Origin of the sequence: Citrifermentans bremense R1 (assembly GCF_000426865.1) — a bacterium.
Classification (GTDB): Bacteria; Desulfobacterota; Desulfuromonadia; order Geobacterales; family Geobacteraceae; genus Geomonas; species Geomonas bremensis.
In genome coordinates this window covers 244,102-261,233 of record NZ_KE384581.1, presented here as the reverse complement: position 1 = coordinate 261,233, position 17,132 = coordinate 244,102, and the positions used below count along the sequence as shown (strand labels likewise).

Genomic DNA, 17,132 nt, shown 5'->3' with positions numbered 1-17,132 from the left:
AGCAGAGGGACGCGTGGCTCATAAAAGCATACAAGGAGGATAACCATGGGATTCAGATCGGCATTCATCGTCATGGTCGCGCTCGCAGTCGGGTCATCCGGAGCGTACGCCCTTGAGATCAAGGACGTCACCTACAACACCGATGGCGGGGGGAAGGTGGTCTTCAGCCATCAACAGCACCTGAAAAAGAAGACCGCCAAGAGTCCCAACGTAAGCTGCAAGAGCTGCCATGAAAATCCGCGCACGGCCAAGACCAAGTACACCATGGCGGATATGGAGAAGGGGAAATCGTGCGGCAAGTGCCATAACGGCCAGCGGGCCTTCAGCGTAGCCAAGTGCACCGGCTGCCACAAGGTGAAGAACGTCACCTTCCAGATCAAGGAGACAGGGCCTGTGCTCTTCAGCCACGTCAAGCACCTGAAGAGCATGCAGTGCAGCGCCTGCCACAACGCCCTGTACAAGACGGGTCCCAACAAGAAGGTCTCGATGGCCGAGATGGAGAAAGGGAAATCGTGCGGCGCCTGCCATAACGGCGGCAAGGCCTTCGCCCTAGCCAAGTGCGACGGGTGCCACCCCGCTCCCAAGCAGGTGGTGTTCAAGGTGAAGGAAACCGGACCGACCGTCTTCAGCCACTCAAAGCACGTCGAGATGTACAGCTGCAGCGCCTGCCACACCAAACTCTACCCTATCGGATCGGGCAAGTCGGTCACCATGGCGGCCATGGAAAAGGGGAAATCATGCGGTGCGTGCCACAATGCCAAGGAAGCGTTCGCTGTTGCACAGTGCGAGAAGTGCCACCCGGTGCAGGAGGTGAAATTCCGGGTCTCCCGGGTTGGGGACGTCAAGTTCAGCCATGCCACGCACCTGGGGATGTACAAGTGCGGCGAGTGCCATACCAGGACCTTCCCCACCAAAAGGGGAGGGAAGCCGGTATCGATGGCGGAGATGAATAAGGCCAAGTCATGCGGCGCCTGCCATGACGGCAAGAGCGCCTTCTCGGTCACCGGCAACTGCGACTCCTGTCACCAGCGCGGCTAGCGGTAAAAACGAGACCGGCCGCTCGCTGACGAGTGGCCGGTTTCCTATCGGTCGCTGCGTTTGTGGCTTTTGTCATAGGGGAAGCCGGCTGAGTCTGTCGTTGGCCTCGCGGATCACCTTGCGGGCATAGCAGACGGCAAAGCCATGTTCCAAAAGCAAGATGACGAGCCCGGCGCAAAAGACCGCGGGAAAGTAAGCGCCGGCTGCATCGGAGAAGACGTAGAGCGGGTAGAAGGCGGTGGGAAGCGCAATGTTGCACCAGTTGTAGCCAGGTTTGCCGTCCGCCCCCCGGCGCCCCAGGATCAGCACGAAACCCGAGAGCCAGGAAACGGCCAGCACCACATGCAACAAATCGCTAGGGGGGGGGGGTCCGAAGATCTCCTTCAACTGGAGCTGGATCAGGCTGCACGCTTCCATCTGGCTCAGGTAAAGGGCGGCGGCGCTCACGCCAAGGAACAGTAGCAGTCCCCAGAGTCCCCTGCGGGAAAGCGCGTGCAGTTCGTCGACGTTTCTGGCCAGCTCTTCGCGGCAGCGGTTGGCAGCAATCGAACTCTCTACGCTTCGGCCCAAAGCGGCAGCCGGCTTGGTCTTTATCTGTTCTATGGCATGGCCTGACATGGCGTTTCTCCTTTCCCTAAGGGAGCAGCCCGATGGAACAACTATCCTTGTCGCTGCTCATGCTGCATCTCGGCGTACTCGGGGTAGTGGCGCACCGGGCGGTATCCCGGTATGGCGGCCGGCGCTTCGACATGCTTCTCCTCGTGCTCTTCCACGTCCTCCCACCCGATCAGCATCGGCTTTATGTAGTTCCCCAGCGTGGCGAGATAAACGTGGGTGCAAAGAAAGGCGAGGAGCGAGCAGGCTAACAGGAAATGCAGCGCCACGATGAACTTGATGCCCCCCCACATGAGGACCAGGATGCGCAGCGGGGTGACGTTCAAAAGCAGTATCCCGGTAAGTCCCACCAGCGGCATCAGGACGAACATGACGGCCAGGTAGGCGGATTTCTGCATCGGGTTGAACTTGTGGTCGGGCGTTGCATGGTACGGGCTCGGCCTCCCCAGGAAGTACCAGAAGCAGTAGTAAAGCAGCTGGCGCACCAGGCCGTGCTTCAGGTCCTCCTCGTCCGGGATGTAGAGCTTGTCCAGGGTGTTCTTCACCATCTTGTAATAGAAGAACCAGAAGGAAAACGAGATGGAGACGATGAGCCCGGTTACGTTGTGGACGTCGATGGCGCTCTTGTAGCTCGACAGGACGGCGACGCTTTCCGGGAAGCGGATCTGCGCGCCGGTTACGATCAGGACGATGATGCCGGTGGCGTTGATCCAGTGCCAGATGCGGACCGGCCAGGGTTGAAGGTAGATCCTCTTTTTCTCGCTCGGATTTTCGCTCATGACTTATGCTCCTTTGTATTCCTGTTTTTACGGGTCAGGAAGCGGACGAAGCCGTGGCCTACCGGCATGATCAATCCGCCGCAGATGATGGCCAGCCCGATCTTGTTCAGGGCGCCGTTCTTGGTCGACCCCATCATGTAGAAATCCGGCGTCCCGTAAAGGGCGTCCAGGACCGCTCCCTTTTCCACCGGCACGCGGCTGTAGCTGCCGTCGGCTTCCGGCACCGCGATGATGCTCGTCTGCATCAGCGCCGGGCCTGAGGTGTGGCAGAAGGTGCAGTTGCGGCGGTCGTCGAGGATCTCGAACTTGTGCGAGACGGAGACCGGCGTCATCATGCCGTGCAGGCGCAGCGAGTTCTGGCTGCGGTTGAAGACGCGCAGCTCCTCAAGCGAGACGTAGTTGTCGCGGTTTTTGTCGATCAGCGAGACGATCTCCTTCCCCCCGGAGATCTGCTTCAACTCGTCGTACCCCGCCACCTCCTGCTTGCCGAACAGCGAACCGTTCTTGCTCTTCACTATGTACATGCTGATGAAATACTCCTTCGATCCGGTATGGCAGGTTATGCACGGCAGCATCCGCAGGTGCAGTTCCGACTGGGGGAGCCACTCGCCGTGCCTGGCCGTCATTTCCAGCGTGTTGTGGCAGTTGGAGCACATGGCGTTGATCTCCTGCCCGGAGACCTCCTTGGGGCTATGCACCATGTGCGGGTTGTGGCAACCGTTGCAGGTGGTCTTTTTCACGTGCAGCCCGGTGGCGTATTCCCGGTCCACGTCGGCATGGCACTCGCCGCACCCAGCCCTTGCCACCTTCGCGCCGTCCGGATGGGTGGCCGGGACCGCCGCGTGACAGGCCTCGCACCCGATCCTCGCGTGGGTGGTCTGGTTGAAGTGCTTGGTGTCGATGAAGAAGCCTTTGGGGACCTGCGCCGAATCGCCGTGGCAGGTCAGGCAACTCTCGTTCTTGCCGGCCTCCTCACCGTAGGAAAAAGCCGATGCGCCGGGTTGCGCCAAGACGCTCAGGCAGACCCAGGCGGCAATCGACAGCGTAAGAAAAAATGCGGTTTCCCTGTATTTCACGTACCCCTCCTTTTGCCGGGGGTCGCTTCCCCCAGCGGCTTTGGGTTATTTCTTTTCGACCTTCGCTTCCTGTTTTCGCTCCGCCCCCAGCTTGCGCATCGGCGCCGGCAGGGTGATCCGGAAAACCGGCAGCAACTGCGTCACGAGAAGCAGCGCGCAGAAAGCAAGGAACAACCAGATCGCCATGCTGCTTCCCTGCTCCATGCTGGCTGCCGTCGCCAGTGCTACCAGACTGGTACCGCAAACGAGAACCGCCAGGGGGGCCAGCCAGGAAAGCAGTCCCCCTTCCTTTACGGCCGGCTCCGGCGTTGCTGCTGATCTGTCACGCTCCTTGTTGAAGGCGCATTCCACGGCAAGTCCCAGTTCCTCGTTGTCCATAGCATCGGCCGGTTTCAAGGCGTGATAGAAAATCCCTTCCTGGCGCACCTGCCGGGCCTGGGCCAGCGGCATCTCGTCGGAGACGAGGATGACGTGCAGGTGGCGGTTGCATTTCTTCAAAAGGTGGATCAGGTCCGCCGACGAGATCTTCTGATCGAAATCGTTTCCCAAAAGCAGGACCGGCGTTTGTTTCTCCAGAATGTTGCAAAGTACATGGACTGCCGAATCGGTCGTTTCCACCCGGTACCCCGCCTTCCTGAAGTGCTCAGCCACCTGGCTGCGGAAGTCGGCGTCACGGTCCGCTATCATGATTCCCCGCTCGTCCATAACTCACCTCGCGCCCTAGCGCCGCTTTGCTACTTCTTCTCTTCCACCGTCGCTTTCGCCTTCTTGCCGACCAGGCCGTAGATCCCCTTAAGCATGGCGCTGAAGAGCATGACGCCCGGGATCACCTGGACCACGATGATGGCGCCGATGAAGAACAGGAACAGCTTCGCCATGATCCCGCTCCCCTCGGATACATCTGCTATGCCGGAGATGAGAAGGGTACCGGCCAGCACGACGCCTATGATCGACCAACTCGTCACTTTCCCTGCCAGTGAATTTTCGGTTTCCTTTTTCATGGCTATCTCCTTTTTTCATTTGATTCCCCGTGGGGTTACCCAAGTATTAGCATAGAGGGTGCCGAAACTTCATTTTGTTGATTTAACAAACAATTACAGCCAGTTAGCAAGAAAGAGCCGACAAAACGCCCATATCGGGCCAAGCCCCGGCGACGGGGAGGAGCGGCAGAAAAACCAGTTGTCATTCCTGCAACTTAGCTTCAACGAGAGGCGGGTTCAGCAGTTGGGGCAGGTTTCCTGCCGCACAGGAATTTCCTGCGCCGCAAGAATGAAGCGATGGCATCTCCCTCACCCGGCCTTCGGCCACCCTCTCCCAGAGGGAGAGGGGATGGACAGGCGATCTGTTTGCCGTTTTTTCTGGTTCCCAAGCTCCAGCTTGGCACCCGGGTGAAGCTGAAGCTTCGTACTGGCATTGCGTTCCCAAGGTGGACCTTCGGAACGAGAACAAAGAGGCGGGTGGCTGGTCTCCCCTCGCCCTCTGGGAGAGGGGCGGGGGTGAGGGAAAGAGCAAAGAGGTGAGAATATGGCGGGAGTGAGGGGACGGCGGGAACGACCGGGGAGATCGGCGAAAAGCTAGGGAGAGCGGTGCAACTCGTGGGTTTTCAAAAGCGCGTACAGCCGCGACTGCGACAGCCCCGAAAGCCTGCAAGCGGCGGGAATGTCGTTGCGGGCCACCGACATCAGGTCGGCAAGATATTGCTTCTCGGCCTTGGCATAGATGGTCTCGCGGAAGTCGTTGAGCCTCGGGAGCTCGCCCTCGACCGCGGGCGGCGCGCTCTGCTCCTCGGCTGCCGGCGGCGCCCCCCGGTGCCCGACGCCGCTCTGGGCGACCTGGGCGCGGATGGCGGTGGGGAGATGCTGCGCGAAGAGCACCGGCTCCTCGCGCGCGGAGATGACGGTGCGCTCGATGGTGTTGATGAACTCCCGGATGTTGCCGGGCCAGCTGTAAGCCATCAGCGTGGCCATGAACTCCGGGCAGCTCCCTTTGGGGGAGAGTCCGTTGCGCTCGCAGAACTTGTCCATGTAGTAGCGGGCCAGTTCCTTGATGTCGTCGCGGCGCTCCCTTAGCGGGGGGAGGTTGATGACCACGGAGCTGAGACGGAAGAGGAGGTCGCTTCTGAAGTCGCCTGCCTGCGCCATGGCGTTCAAGTCCCTGTTGGTCGCCGCGACGAGCCTGAAGTCGCTCTCGATCTCCCGGGGGCTTCCCACCGGCCGGAAGCGCCTTTCCTGGAGCACCCTCAGGAAAGCCTTCTGCGTGGCAAGCGGCAGCTCCCCTACCTCGTCGAGGAAAAGGGTTCCGCCGTTAGCCTCGGCGACGAGCCCCTCGCGCGCGCGTTCCGCGCCGGTGAAGGCCCCCTTGTCGTGCCCGAAGAGGATGCTCTCTACCAGCGTTTCCGGCAGGCTCGCGCAATCGACCACCACGAACTGCTTGTCCGCCCGCTTGCTGTTTTGGTGCACGGCACGGGCGAAGAGCTCCTTTCCGGTCCCGGTCTCCCCCATGATGAGCACCCCCGCCTCGCTCCCGGCGGCGCAGGCCACCTGGTCCAGGCAGGCGTTCAGGCTCGCGCTGTTCCCGACGATGTTCTCCCGCTTCAGGGCCACCACCCCCTTGGCCCCGGCGAGGGTCAGCTTCTGCTTGCGGTATTCCAGGGCGCGGGCCAGGGTCAGGGTGATGTCCTTGGCGGAGCACCCCTTCTCGATGTAGTCCCAGGCGCCGCTGTTGATGGCGAGTTCCGCCCCCTGGGGATCGCCGTACCCGGTCATGATGATGATGTCCGGCCTGGAGGGGGCCTGCGTCAGGCGGGGAAGGAATTCCAGGCCGTTGCCGTCCGGCAGCTTCACGTCCAAGAACACCAGGTCGAACGCCCCGGTATTGGCAAGCTCCAGCCCAGCCGCGAGGGTCCGGGCGCAGCTCGTTTCATGGCCGCTGCGCCTTCCTATCAGCGCCATCGACTCGCAGACGGTCTCTTCATCGTCGATAATCAGAATCTTCGCCATGGCCTCTTCACCCCTGCGCCCTTCCCGCCAGCACCCGCCGTATCGTCGACGCGAACTCCTCACGGTCCAAGGGCTTCAGCGCCAACTCGCGTATCCCGGCCTGTTCGGCCTCCTCTTTCAACTGCGCTTTCTCCGCCGCGGCACCAAGCCCGGTGCAGAGGATGACCGGGATGTCGGGGCGTATCTGCAAGAGTTCCCGCGAGAGCTCGGTCCCGGTCATGCGCGGCATGGTCTGGTCGGTGACCACCAGGTCGAACCCCTCCGGGTTCCCCCGGAACAGTTCCAGCGCCTGCAAGCCGTCGGCTCCGGTAGTCACCTGGTACCCCAGCCGCTCCAGCATCTTCTTGCAGCCAAAGACCACGTCCTCCTCGTCGTCCACGAACAGGATGCTTCCGCTGCCGGACAGGTCGGCCCGTTCCCCCACCGCCCCCGGTGCCGTCCCGGACTGGTCGATGCGGGGGAGGTAGACCTCGAAGGTGGCGCCGCCGCCCGGCTTGCTGCTCACCGAGATGGCGCCGCCGTGGTTTCTCACGATGCCGTGCACCACGGAAAGGCCGAGCCCGGTCCCCTCCGAATGGCTCTTGGTGGTGAAGAAGGGATCGAAGATGCGTTCCATGGTCTTTTGGTCCATGCCGTGCCCGGTATCCTTCACGGTCAGCTTCAGGTAGCGCCCGGAGGGGAGATCGGGGGACCCGGATACCGCGGCGGTGTCGAGCCCCACGTTCTCGACGGCGACGTCGAGCATGCCACCCTTGTGCCGCATGGCATGGGCTGCGTTGGTGATCAGGTTCATGATGATCTGGTGGATCTGGGTCGGGTCCGCCATGATCAGGCCGAGGTTCTCCCCCATCTCCGTCCTGACGCTGATCGTGGAGGAGAGGGAGGCGCGCATCAGGTTCAGGCACTCCGTCACGATGGGGTCGATCTGCACCGGCTGCCTCTCCTGCTCTCCTTGGCAGCAGAAGGTGAGTATCTGCTTCACCAGTTTCCTGCCGCGGTAGCTCGATTTCAGCACCACGTCCAGCAACTCGCGCAGCGGGCTCTCCGGGGGAACGTCGTCCCGCGCCATCTCGGTGCAGGTGATGATCGAAGCTAAGTTGTTGTTAAAGTCGTGGGCGATCCCCCCGGCGAGGGTGGCGATGGCCTCCATCCGCTGGGCTTGGCGCAGTTGCCGCTCCAGCTTCACCTCGTGGGTCACGTCCCGGATCAGCACCGCGTAGTTGTTGACCGCACCCGAATTGTCCGCGATGGACCAAAGCGTCGCGTCTATCTCGTAGAAGTCGCCGTCGTCGCCGGTATGGATGAAGTGCCCGCTCCGGCATTCCCCCTTTTCCAGCGCGTCCAAGAGGTAGCGGTAAAAACCGCCGCTCTCCTCGTCGACGCCGAGCGTGGCCAGGTCGTGCCCGACGATGTCCACCGCATCGAGGCCGGTGATGATCTCGATGGCGGGGTTCACGTACTTCACGGTGCCGTCGCTGTCCAAAAGGAGCAGCCCCTCCATCGACTGCTCTAGCACCGAGGCGAGGAGAAGGATCTCCTTCTCCGCCTTCTTGCGCTCGGCATCCATCCGCAGCGCTTCTATGCCGTAGGAAAGGTCCGACGACAGTTCTTCGAGAAGCTTCACCTCCTCCTTGCCGAAAGCCCTTTTTTCCGCGGCGAAGATCACCAGCGCGCCCATGGCGCGGTCCCTCCCGACGAGCGGCAGCGAGATGGAGGAGGCGAAGCCGTGCTGCACCCCGGCCTCCCGCCAGAGCGCCCAGGAGGGGTCGTACTTGATGTTCTGCACGATCTGGGTGGTGCAGGTCCTGATCGCCGTCCCGGTCGGCCCCCGGCCGTGGTCTATGTTCGCCCAGCTGAGGTCCAGGTCGGTGAGGTAACCGTCGCGGTCTCCGCACTGGGCCACCGGGCGGACCGTCTTCCAGGCGTCGTGCTCGGCTACCCCTACCCAGGCGAGCCGGTACCCCCCCACCTCGACGATGGTGCGGCAGATTTCCTGCATCAGCTGGAGTTCGTCGCTGGCGCGCACCAGCGCCTGGTTGCAGCCGCTGAAGGTTTTGAGCGCACGGTTCACCCTGGAGAGGGACTCGCGGCCGCGGGACGCCTCGCCCTCGCTGCGCTTGATCAGTAGGTACAAAAGGCAGGCGGTGCCGAATACGAAGAAGGCATGGTTCACTGTTTCGACTGCGTCGTACATGAAGGTTTGATGTGCTAGGACCGCGGGGAACAGACAGGACGCAGCGCCCCATGCGACACCGAAGGTGGCATAGGCCATGGTGATGTTGAATGGGGTCAATCTTCTCCTGCTCTCTGCATGGCTCATAGGTTGACCTCTGTCTGGGCAACAACCGTTAGAGAAGAACAATGGAACCCAGTGTAGCACAGAGATCGAATCTTGCTATAGAAGGGGGTTTTTTCTGTCAGGACGCAGGAACGCGGCGCTGTAGCAGGGAGTTTTAGACATTCCACTGTTCCTGCAAAGGCGACGGCAGGTCCAGTGAGAACTGGGGAGATGTTGCGGGAAAGGAACAGATGAGTGCGCCAGGGATCGACTTACCAGTTTGAAACCAGTTGCTCTGCAGGAACTACTTGCCGAAGTAGTCCTTCACCGAGATCCCCAGCCGCTTCAGCATGGTCTGGAAGTTGGGGCGCAGCATCCCAGTCTCCTCTGCAGCGCGGGAGATGTTCCAGTTGCTCCGCTTGAGCGCGTTGATGACGAAGGCTTTCTCGACGTTTTCCACCGAGCGGTCGCGGATGTGGCGCTTCATCTCCTTCAAGGCCTCGGCGCTGGTCGGCACGAAACCGTCGAACCCGGTGCAAAGCTCGGTCTCGGCGGAGTCCCCCAGTTCCAGGTTCTCCTTCTGGATCACGTCCCCCTCGGCCAGCACCACGGCGCGCTCCAGGGTGTTCACCAGTTCCCTGACGTTGCCGGGGTAGGAGTAGTTTTCCAAAAACTGCATCGCCTCGGGCGAGATGCCGCGCAGGTCCTTCCCCACCTCCTCCATGAACTTGTTCATGAAGTGGCGGACCAAAAGCGGGATGTCCCCCTTGCGCTCCCTCAGGGGGGGGAGGTCCAGGGGGATGATGTTGAGCCGGAAATAAAGGTCTTCGCGGAAGGTCCCCTCCGACACCATGCTCTTCAGGTTGCGGTTGGTGGCGGCTACGAGGTGTATGTTGAAGGAGACCGGCTGCGTCCCGCCGATGGGAGTCACCTGCCTCTCCTGCAGGGCCCGCAACAGCTTCGCCTGCGTGGCGAGGCTTATGTTGGAGACCTCGTCCAGAAAGAGCGTGCCGCCGTCGGCGACCATGAAGAGCCCCATCTTGGTCTGCATCGCGCCGGTGAAGGAACCCTTCACGTGCCCGAACAGCTCGCTCTCCAGGAGGTTTTCGGCGAGTGCCGTGCAATCGACGGCGACGAAGGGAAGGTCCCTCCTCGGGCTGTTCTTGTGGATCGCACGCGCCGCCAGTTCCTTTCCGGTGCCGCTCTCCCCGGTGATGAGGACGGTGCTGTCGGTGGCGGCAACCTGCATGATGCGGCGGTAGACCTTCTGCATCTCCCGGCTGTCGCCGATGAACTGGTCGAAGCCGTGATGGCAGTCGATCTCCTTCTTCACGTAGAGATCTTCCACCGTGTTCTTCTTCTGCTCCAGCGCCAGGCGCACCTTTTCCAGTATCTGTTCCGGGGTGAAGGGCTTCACGATGTAGTCGACCGTGCCGTTTTTCATCGCATCGACCGCAGTCTCCACAGTGGCGAAGCCGGTGATCATGATGACCGGGGTATCCGGCTGCAGCGTCTTCACCGCGGCAAGGACCTCGAAGCCGCTCATCCCCGGCATCTTCAGGTCGGTTATTATCAGGTCGAATTCTTTTTGCTGGAGATGCTCAATGGCGACATGACCGCTCTTTGCCGTATCCACCGTGAAAGAATCTCCCTCCAGTATTCTGGCAAGGCCGTCTCTGATCACAGACTCATCATCAACCACGAGAATATTCATGCAAGCCACCATTTCATACTTCAGTTATAGATGCGCCACGTTGTCATGAGGCTAGATGAGGTTGTTGAGCCAGGTGCAGCCACTGTGTCCAGGAAGTTGCCGCTGTGAGGGAGCTACTGGCATAGTAGCAGTCCATCGTGCTGCTATGAATAGCCCACAATAAAGCTGGTGTCAACAAAAAGACATGAAAAGACATTCACCTCACATGCTCTCTTCAGTTCGGTACGGCGGTCCACCCTATACGCCGGGGGAGGCGGCGGAGCGAAAAACGGGTGTATTGCCTAGCCATACACCACCCTACCCAAGCTTAATACCTGAAATCATTGATTTTTGGCTGATATGCCCTCTTTCTGGCTTTCAAGGGGGCAAATGGCGTGTATACCGCGCCTATACATTTTCCCCCTGAAAGCGCCTCTCCCGTGCGTCCCCCTCACGCTAAGGCACCGAAATTACACGAAGTATAAAATTAAAATCCATATGGCACGGTCGATGCTATTCAGGTAGGCAAGCCGGTAAAAGCTGTCATCCGCTGTCTGGAAACCTGAAAAAGGAAAGGAGATTATCATGAAACTTCTATCCGCAGCTACAGCGTCACTATTGGTTACCGGAACCCAGGCCTTGGCAGCCTCCGGAGCGAAAGAATCGTCCGGGCTCGGCCTTGCCGGCATCGTTTTCATAGCCTTCATCGCCGTGGTGATCCTGTTCCAGCTGCTCCCCGGCCTGAACATGTTCGTTGACATCGTGAAAGGTATTTTCTCCTCGGAGGCCGAGAGCCGAGCTCAAGACGCGGTCAAGGAGAACAAGACCGGGGTGTGACTCCTGAAACCGCCGGGCCGAGCGTCTTTTGGTCCGGTGCCCGCTTGCAACGTTCCAAGCCATGTGAGGGTAAAGCCATGCAAGGACTTCTCATAGTGGATGAAGATATGGATTGCAGAAAGCAGATGGCAGAGATGTTCATCGAGTCCGGCTACAACGTGATCGTTACCAACTCCGTTGAGAGCGCGCTCTCCGGGATACTGAAGAAGACGGCCCAGGTAGTGCTTTTGGGAACCAAGTTCGACGAGTTCACCGCTGCCGAATTGATACCGCTCTTAAAGCAGTGCAACCGCAGGCTGACCATCATACTGATCGCCGCCGGCGCGTCGCTGCCGCTCTCCAGAAAGCTCAGAAGCGAAGGGATTTTCTACCACGCGCTGAAACCGGTGAACGCCGAGGACAGGGAGGAGATCAGGCAGGCGGTGCGCTGCGCCTTCGAGAGCCTGAGACCGCAGCTCGCATGACATCAGCCCAGGAACAAACCGGGTACCGCGCCCGGCACGTCCTTTTCAACATCAACTAAAAAGGAGGAACACCATGAAAACGAGAATGCGTATGTCGGCGGCAGTCAACACTGCCATAGTTTTTCTCATGACGACAGCTAACGCTTTCGCCGCCTCTACCAGCAAGGTCTTCGTCAGCAAGCTGGGGATCTTCATTTTCCTGGGCTTTTGCGCACTGGTGCTCGTGGTGCAGTTGATCCCGGCCATGATGACCCTTTACGGCATGCTGAAGGGGCTGGGCAAGGAGCAGGAGAAATCGCCGTCGCGCGTGAAGTCGCACTAGCCGCCAGGCTTTCATTTCCGTCAAAAAGGAGCCACTACCATGGTCGAGCAATCACTGGGATCGATAGGACAGATCAAGGAGGTCTTCACTCTGGTCGACTTCTACCAGTACATCAAGGGGGTCGAGTACCTGATCTGCGTCGCCTTCTTCATCGGGTTCCCGATGTTCTACCGCTACCTGCACCACAAGGAGCAGCAGACGAAGACGCAAACGCATCACTAGAGATAGCTGCACGGTTCAAGGGAGTCCGCCTCCCCAACTCTCACAGCCAGGAGAACATGACATGTCCTCTTATAAACACCTTATAGTTGCTGCGCTTTCCCTGGGCGCCATTTCGGTGTTCACCCCTCTCGCGGCTCAATGCGCGGCGGTTCCCGACTCCGTCACCCTCAATCAAAACGGCACGCTGTACAAACCGTTCGCCTTCAACCACGCGAAGCACATCCAGCAGTTGAAGGAATGCGCCGGCTGCCATCACCACACAACCGGCACGCTGGTGCTCGACCCCGAGTGCGCCAGGTGCCACCAGAACTCGAGCCCCACCGCCGTGGTCTCCTGCAAGGGGTGCCACTCGGCCAAGCCTTTCTCCCCGGAGACCTTGGCCGAAAAGCACGCCGACAAGCAGCGCTACCACAAGGACAAGATGGGGCTCAAAGGGGCCATGCACCAAAGCTGCATCGGCTGCCACCAGAAGGAAGGAGCCGGTCCGGTCGGCTGCCAGGAATGCCATCCCCGCACGGAAGCGGGAGAGGCGTTCAACAGCTCTTCGCGACTGGGGGCCAAACCCGCCCATGCCAAGAAGCACTAGAATCGACATCGATAGCAGCTCATTCATGATTTGAGGAGGACGCTGATGAAACGAAGAAACTTCCTGAAGGCGTGCCTGATTGGCGGGACCACCATAGCGATGGGCAAGACCAACAAGGGGTGGGCAAGTGGTTCCTTCGAAGGATACCCGGAATCGATGGGGGTCCTGGTGGATACCACCCGCTGCATCGGCTGCCGCAGCTGCGAGGCTGCCTGCAACAAGGAACAGAAACTGCCGGAGCCGGACACCTCCTTCGACGACAAGTCGGTATTCGAGGAGCCCCGCCGCCCGACGGCCAAGGCGTACACGGTGGTGAACCAGTACGAGAAGGAAAAGCCCGGAGGCCCCGTCTACCGCAAGGTGCAGTGCAACCACTGCAACGAACCGGCCTGCCTCACCTCGTGCTTCGTGAACGCCTATACGAAGACCAAGGAGGGGGCGGTCATCTACAACTCCAAGGTCTGCGTCGGCTGCCGCAACTGCATGATCGCCTGCCCCTTCAACGTCCCGGGGTACGACTACGAAAGCGTCACCAACCCGGTGATCAAGAAATGCATCCTTTGCTACGACACCCGCCTCAAGGTGGGCAAACCGCCGGCGTGCGTCGATATCTGCCCGCAGGAGGCGCTCACCTTCGGGCACCGGGCCGACCTGATCAAGATCGCGCACGAGCGGATCCGCTCCAACCCCGACCGCTACCTCGACCATGTCTACGGCGAAAAGGAGGTCGGCGGCACCAGCTGGCTCTACCTTTCAGGCACCGAGTTCGACAAGATCGGCTTCGACCCGTCGCTCAGCAACGACCCGATCATCTCCAACGTGAAGGACTTCCTCGGCATGGTGCCCATGGTGCTTTCCATCTGGCCGGCGCTCTTTTCCGGGATCCACCTCCTCTCCAAACACGACTCGGGGGGAGAGGGACATGACACCGAATCCAAAGAGGAGGAGCCCTAACCATGAAAAACATGATCAAGCACGGCTTGGCCGTCGTCGATTCGCCCTATGACGAGTCCGGAAAGAAGCGGACCGTGGTCCAGAAGCTCCTTCTGGGGCTCACCCCGAGCCAGTACCTGTTGCAGGCGTTCAGGAACCCCTTCAACTGGATACTCGCCGCCATCTTCGCCGTCGGCATCCCGATCCTTTTGGGGCGCTTCGTCTTCGGGCTCGCCTGGGCCACCAGCGGCTCCAACGACTACCCCTGGGGCCTTTTCCTGGGCTTCGGCCTCTTCGCCATGGTGCCGCTATCCTCCTCGGGGTTCCAGTTGGGAACCGCCTGCGAGATCTTCGGCCGCCACGACCTGGAGCCGATCGAGCGGCTCGCCCTTTTGAACGGGCTCTTGGGCTACTTCTTCGCGGTAGTCTACCTGCTGGCGGACCTGGGGCAGCCCTGGCGGCTCCCCTACCCGATGGTGGTCTCCTTCGGCCCGGCGGCCGTCCTCTTCCTGGTCGCCTGGCACGTCGCCACCTACCTGTCGGTGCAGGTGGCCGAGGTCTCCACCGCCTTCTTCGAGTGGATCGGATTCCCGGCGGGCAAGCGCGGGGTGCGCAGGATCACCTTGGGGCTCACCGTTTCGGGGATCATCCTCTCCACGCTGCACCAGGGGGCGTTAGGCGCGCTCTTCACCTACGCGCCCGGCAAGGTGCACCCGCTTTGGTACTCCTCGTCCTTCCAGTGGCTGCATTTCTTCGTGTCGTCACTTCCCGGGGGCCTTTGCATGGTGATCACCGTCAGCACCATCGCCTCCAAGTTCATGGGATGGCGCACCGACAGAAGGTTCAAGGAAGCCCTCGACCGCTGCACCGTGACCCTAGCCAAGGGGGCCTGCATGGGGATCGCGACCTACATCACCATCAAGCTCATCGGCATCGCCCATGACAACAAGTGGAGCTATCTCGACAGCGGTTGGGGGCAGTGGTTCATGCTCGAGATCATCGTCGGCTTCATGCTGCCGCTCGTGCTGATGACCTACGGCGTGCACACCCGCAAGATGGGGGTCATCCGCCTGGGCGCCTTCGCCACCGTCTTCGGCGTGGTGCTGAACCGGGTCAACACCGCCATCATCACCTTCAACTGGAAACTGCCGGAAAGGGAGATCCCCCCCTGGCGCGAGGTCGTCATCAGCCTGACCATCTTCGCCATCTACATCGTGGTGTACCGCTTCATCCTGTACCGCCTCCCCATCCTCTACAAGTGGAGGCAGCAGGAGGAAGAGGTTACGGTGACCGAGGCGGTGACCGCGCCGGCGGCTGGCCGCCGCGAGGCGAGCCCCGTGGCCGTCGCCTCCTACAGCAAAATGACCAAACTGGATTGACCCTCGCGAAACCGGCGGCGGCTCAAAGGACGAAACGAGGTCCGGCGAGCCGCCAGGGTAAGGCGCGCGAAGAGCGCAAGGGAGATGGCGCCATGTTCGACAAGATCGCAGGAAGGGCCCTGGTCCCCGTAGGCATAGTGGTAACCGGATTTCTCGTGGTCTGCTTCGTGCTCCTTTACGCCGCCATAAAGCAGGTGGTGATCCGCGACTCGATACTGCAGGCGAACAACCTGGCCGGCATAGTGCTCAAATCGACCCGCTACGCCATGATGAAGTCCGATGCCGAACTGAACCGGGCCATCATCCAGAACATCAGCGCCCAAAGCGGCGTGCAGCACGTCAGGATCTTCAACAAGAAGGGGGTAGTCGCCTTCTCCTCCAAGCCCGAGGAAGTGAACCGCCAGGTGGACAAGAAGGCCGAAGGGTGCGTCATGTGCCACGAGAAGGAGGCGCCGGTATCGACCCTGGGGAGCATGGAGAAGGCGCGGCAGTTCAAAAACGCCGCAGGCGAAGGGGTTTTGGCCATCACGGCCCCGATCTACAACGACCCGGAATGCGCCAACGCCGCCTGCCACTTCCACCCCGCAAGCCAGAAGGTCCTGGGTACCCTCGACATCGGTCTCTCGCAGGAGGCGACCCAGGGGGCACTGGCATCGATCAAGATCCAGATGCTGATTTTCTCACTCTTGACGCTGGTGCTGACAGTCGCCGGGGTGATCACTCTGTTAAAGATGATCGTTTTGGTGCCGATGAGGAAGCTGCAGGAATACACAGAGAGAAGTGAGAGGAACTCGGAAGCATTGCGGCCTACGAATCTGCCTTACGAGCTTGACAAGATCGCTCAATCTTACTACTTTATCAGAGTCAAATTAAACGAGATTGAGCAAGAACCCTTCAAGCCGGTCAACAACGCAGCCGCCTGCCGGAACAAGTAGCTGTAACTTAAGCCAGTGTCAGCAATCGAGTGTGTGAATGGAGCAGGCGGAGAACGATAAGACAGGGGTTATGGGGCAGGCGCCGTGCGACTCGCAGGCCGCGTTGCGCCAGGGGCTTTTGGACGAGATAAAGCGCCTGAAGAGGTTCTCGAACCGGGGACTCTGGGCGCTTTCCCTGTTTCTGCTTTTGAGCATGCTGGCCTGGCGCGAGTTCTGGTTCCTCCCCGCGCCCCAGTCCGTGATCCAGGCGCTGGGCGCGCCCCCGACGCCGCTCATGATCAGCCTGGTGCTGGTGCTCTACACCTTTTCCGCCATCATCCTGAGCCTCTCCCGGATGATGGCCGGGCTCAGGCACCCGAGCAGCTTTTGCCACGTCGGCTACCTGGCCGGCTTCTACCTCTTCTACTATTTCGCCGAGGCCTTGGCCGACAACTACTGGGCGGTCTTCGGCGCCGGGTTCACCATCCTCTGCCTGGAGAGCTACCGCATCTGGACCTTCTGCAGCGACCAGGTCGGGAAAAGGACCGAGCAGCTCGCCTTCCTGGACCGAAACGGCCGTCTCCCCCCCGAGGAAGATTCCCCCGAGTTGTAATTCCCTTCATCTCAGTTCTCGGCGACCTGGCGCTTCTCGTAGCTGCTGCAGGGGCGGCCGGTCTTCATGCGCGGCACGTCCAGCACCGTGTAGATGGTGCAGTTCCCCTTGAGGTTCTGCTTGCAATCCAGGTAGCCGCAGACCACGTAGGCGCGGTCGTTGGGGCCGGTAAGGACCTTGTCCAGGGTTTCGGCGACCTCGCTGTTGGCGCCTGCCAGGACCGCCACACGTGCCAGTTTCTCGTCCATGGTACACCTCCCGATAGATGCGGCTTGATGCTGCGACAGCGGATCGAATGCCAGCCTAACATGTGCCGTCAAGGCTTGCCAGCAAAAAGGCCCCGGTCGGAAACCGGGGCCTTTTTCGTTGCATGAGCGGTTGTAC

Annotated in this window: 19 protein-coding genes; 10 read left to right on the top strand and 9 right to left on the bottom strand. The window is 60.7% G+C overall.

The features are described 5' to 3' along the window. Nucleotides 1-45 precede the first annotated feature (45 nt). Nucleotides 46-1,038, top strand: a complete 993-nt coding sequence (locus K419_RS0120135; protein ID WP_026843115.1) for a cytochrome c3 family protein — start codon at nt 46-48, stop codon at nt 1,036-1,038. 72 nt (nt 1,039-1,110) lie between these two features. Here the strand turns inward: K419_RS0120135 and K419_RS0120130 are convergent, their stop codons facing one another. The 8 genes from K419_RS0120130 to K419_RS0120095 form a co-directional block, all read right to left on the bottom strand. Next, nucleotides 1,111-1,656 carry a hypothetical protein gene (locus K419_RS0120130; RefSeq protein ID WP_026843114.1) on the bottom strand — a complete coding sequence of 182 codons (546 nt, stop codon included), beginning with the start codon at nt 1,654-1,656 and terminating at the stop codon, nt 1,111-1,113. 41 nt (nt 1,657-1,697) lie between these two features. Beyond that, entirely contained in the window at nt 1,698-2,432 is a 735-nt protein-coding gene (locus tag K419_RS0120125; protein ID WP_026843113.1) for a cytochrome b/b6 domain-containing protein, read from the bottom strand. Further along, complete coding sequence (locus tag K419_RS0120120; RefSeq protein WP_026843112.1) at nt 2,429-3,508, bottom strand: multiheme c-type cytochrome; 1,080 nt, start codon at nt 3,506-3,508, stop codon at nt 2,429-2,431. Before K419_RS0120120 ends, K419_RS0120125 begins: the two co-directional genes overlap by 4 nt. A 45-nt stretch (nt 3,509-3,553) precedes the next feature. After that, the gene (locus K419_RS0120115) at nt 3,554-4,213 is read right to left on the bottom strand and encodes a DNA-binding transcriptional response regulator (protein ID WP_026843111.1); all 660 of its coding nucleotides are present in this window, start codon (nt 4,211-4,213) and stop codon (nt 3,554-3,556) included. Nucleotides 4,214-4,242: 29 nt separating this feature from the next. Then, a complete protein-coding gene (locus tag K419_RS0120110) occupies nt 4,243-4,509 on the bottom strand; it encodes a hypothetical protein (protein WP_026843110.1) in 267 nt (88 codons plus the stop codon). A 573-nt stretch (nt 4,510-5,082) separates the two neighbouring features. Then, entirely contained in the window at nt 5,083-6,507 is a 1,425-nt protein-coding gene (locus K419_RS0120105) for a sigma-54-dependent transcriptional regulator (protein WP_026843109.1), read from the bottom strand. A 7-nt stretch (nt 6,508-6,514) separates the two neighbouring features. Further along, complete coding sequence (locus K419_RS0120100; RefSeq protein WP_026843108.1) at nt 6,515-8,827, bottom strand: hybrid sensor histidine kinase/response regulator; 2,313 nt, start codon at nt 8,825-8,827, stop codon at nt 6,515-6,517. Between the two features lie 262 nt (nt 8,828-9,089). After that, the gene (locus tag K419_RS0120095) at nt 9,090-10,499 is read right to left on the bottom strand and encodes a sigma-54-dependent transcriptional regulator (RefSeq protein WP_026843107.1); all 1,410 of its coding nucleotides are present in this window, start codon (nt 10,497-10,499) and stop codon (nt 9,090-9,092) included. 564 nt (nt 10,500-11,063) lie between these two features. Between K419_RS0120095 and K419_RS0120085 the strand changes: the two genes are divergently transcribed. The 9 genes from K419_RS0120085 (at nt 11,064) to K419_RS0120045 (ending at nt 16,748) form a co-directional block, all read left to right on the top strand. Further along, nucleotides 11,064-11,315 (top strand): hypothetical protein, encoded by a 252-nt coding sequence (locus K419_RS0120085; protein ID WP_026843106.1) that lies wholly within the window; start codon nt 11,064-11,066, stop codon nt 11,313-11,315. Nucleotides 11,316-11,392: 77 nt separating this feature from the next. Then, nucleotides 11,393-11,779 (top strand): response regulator, encoded by a 387-nt coding sequence (locus K419_RS0120080; protein ID WP_012774376.1) that lies wholly within the window; start codon nt 11,393-11,395, stop codon nt 11,777-11,779. A gap of 73 nt (nt 11,780-11,852) precedes the next feature. Continuing rightward, nucleotides 11,853-12,101, top strand: a complete 249-nt coding sequence (locus tag K419_RS0120075; protein WP_035497653.1) for a hypothetical protein — start codon at nt 11,853-11,855, stop codon at nt 12,099-12,101. Nucleotides 12,102-12,140: 39 nt separating this feature from the next. After that, nucleotides 12,141-12,323: a hypothetical protein gene (locus K419_RS0120070; RefSeq protein WP_012529103.1), complete on the top strand. Its 183-nt coding sequence runs from the start codon at nt 12,141-12,143 to the stop codon at nt 12,321-12,323. 61 nt (nt 12,324-12,384) lie between these two features. Beyond that, complete coding sequence (locus K419_RS0120065) at nt 12,385-12,909, top strand: cytochrome c3 family protein (protein WP_026843104.1); 525 nt, start codon at nt 12,385-12,387, stop codon at nt 12,907-12,909. Nucleotides 12,910-12,954: 45 nt separating this feature from the next. Beyond that, complete coding sequence (locus K419_RS0120060; RefSeq protein WP_026843103.1) at nt 12,955-13,863, top strand: 4Fe-4S dicluster domain-containing protein; 909 nt, start codon at nt 12,955-12,957, stop codon at nt 13,861-13,863. A 2-nt stretch (nt 13,864-13,865) separates the two neighbouring features. After that, entirely contained in the window at nt 13,866-15,221 is a 1,356-nt protein-coding gene (locus K419_RS0120055; protein ID WP_026843102.1) for a polysulfide reductase NrfD family protein, read from the top strand. Nucleotides 15,222-15,313: 92 nt separating this feature from the next. Then, the gene (locus tag K419_RS0120050; RefSeq protein ID WP_026843101.1) at nt 15,314-16,156 is read left to right on the top strand and encodes a hypothetical protein; all 843 of its coding nucleotides are present in this window, start codon (nt 15,314-15,316) and stop codon (nt 16,154-16,156) included. A 37-nt stretch (nt 16,157-16,193) separates the two neighbouring features. Beyond that, nucleotides 16,194-16,748: a hypothetical protein gene (locus K419_RS0120045; protein WP_026843100.1), complete on the top strand. Its 555-nt coding sequence runs from the start codon at nt 16,194-16,196 to the stop codon at nt 16,746-16,748. An 11-nt stretch (nt 16,749-16,759) separates the two neighbouring features. Here K419_RS0120045 and K419_RS0120040 read toward each other — a convergent pair whose 3' ends face one another. After that, the gene (locus tag K419_RS0120040; protein ID WP_026843099.1) at nt 16,760-16,996 is read right to left on the bottom strand and encodes a hypothetical protein; all 237 of its coding nucleotides are present in this window, start codon (nt 16,994-16,996) and stop codon (nt 16,760-16,762) included. Between the last annotated feature and the right edge of the window lie 136 nt (nt 16,997-17,132).

Coding starts and splice junctions, on each gene's coding strand:
- K419_RS0120125 (WP_026843113.1), bottom strand. CDS start 2,432: ATGAGCGAAAATCCGAGCGAGAAAAAGAGGATCTACCTTCAACCCTGG.
- K419_RS0120055 (WP_026843102.1), top strand. CDS start 13,866: ATGAAAAACATGATCAAGCACGGCTTGGCCGTCGTCGATTCGCCCTAT.
- K419_RS0120060 (WP_026843103.1), top strand. CDS start 12,955: ATGAAACGAAGAAACTTCCTGAAGGCGTGCCTGATTGGCGGGACCACC.
- K419_RS0120040 (WP_026843099.1), bottom strand. CDS start 16,996: ATGGACGAGAAACTGGCACGTGTGGCGGTCCTGGCAGGCGCCAACAGC.
- K419_RS0120105 (WP_026843109.1), bottom strand. CDS start 6,507: ATGGCGAAGATTCTGATTATCGACGATGAAGAGACCGTCTGCGAGTCG.
- K419_RS0120130 (WP_026843114.1), bottom strand. CDS start 1,656: ATGTCAGGCCATGCCATAGAACAGATAAAGACCAAGCCGGCTGCCGCT.
- K419_RS0120075 (WP_035497653.1), top strand. CDS start 11,853: ATGAAAACGAGAATGCGTATGTCGGCGGCAGTCAACACTGCCATAGTT.
- K419_RS0120080 (WP_012774376.1), top strand. CDS start 11,393: ATGCAAGGACTTCTCATAGTGGATGAAGATATGGATTGCAGAAAGCAG.
- K419_RS0120050 (WP_026843101.1), top strand. CDS start 15,314: ATGTTCGACAAGATCGCAGGAAGGGCCCTGGTCCCCGTAGGCATAGTG.
- K419_RS0120095 (WP_026843107.1), bottom strand. CDS start 10,499: ATGAATATTCTCGTGGTTGATGATGAGTCTGTGATCAGAGACGGCCTT.
- K419_RS0120135 (WP_026843115.1), top strand. CDS start 46: ATGGGATTCAGATCGGCATTCATCGTCATGGTCGCGCTCGCAGTCGGG.
- K419_RS0120100 (WP_026843108.1), bottom strand. CDS start 8,827: ATGAGCCATGCAGAGAGCAGGAGAAGATTGACCCCATTCAACATCACC.
- K419_RS0120115 (WP_026843111.1), bottom strand. CDS start 4,213: ATGGACGAGCGGGGAATCATGATAGCGGACCGTGACGCCGACTTCCGC.
- K419_RS0120065 (WP_026843104.1), top strand. CDS start 12,385: ATGTCCTCTTATAAACACCTTATAGTTGCTGCGCTTTCCCTGGGCGCC.
- K419_RS0120110 (WP_026843110.1), bottom strand. CDS start 4,509: ATGAAAAAGGAAACCGAAAATTCACTGGCAGGGAAAGTGACGAGTTGG.
- K419_RS0120045 (WP_026843100.1), top strand. CDS start 16,194: ATGGAGCAGGCGGAGAACGATAAGACAGGGGTTATGGGGCAGGCGCCG.
- K419_RS0120085 (WP_026843106.1), top strand. CDS start 11,064: ATGAAACTTCTATCCGCAGCTACAGCGTCACTATTGGTTACCGGAACC.
- K419_RS0120070 (WP_012529103.1), top strand. CDS start 12,141: ATGGTCGAGCAATCACTGGGATCGATAGGACAGATCAAGGAGGTCTTC.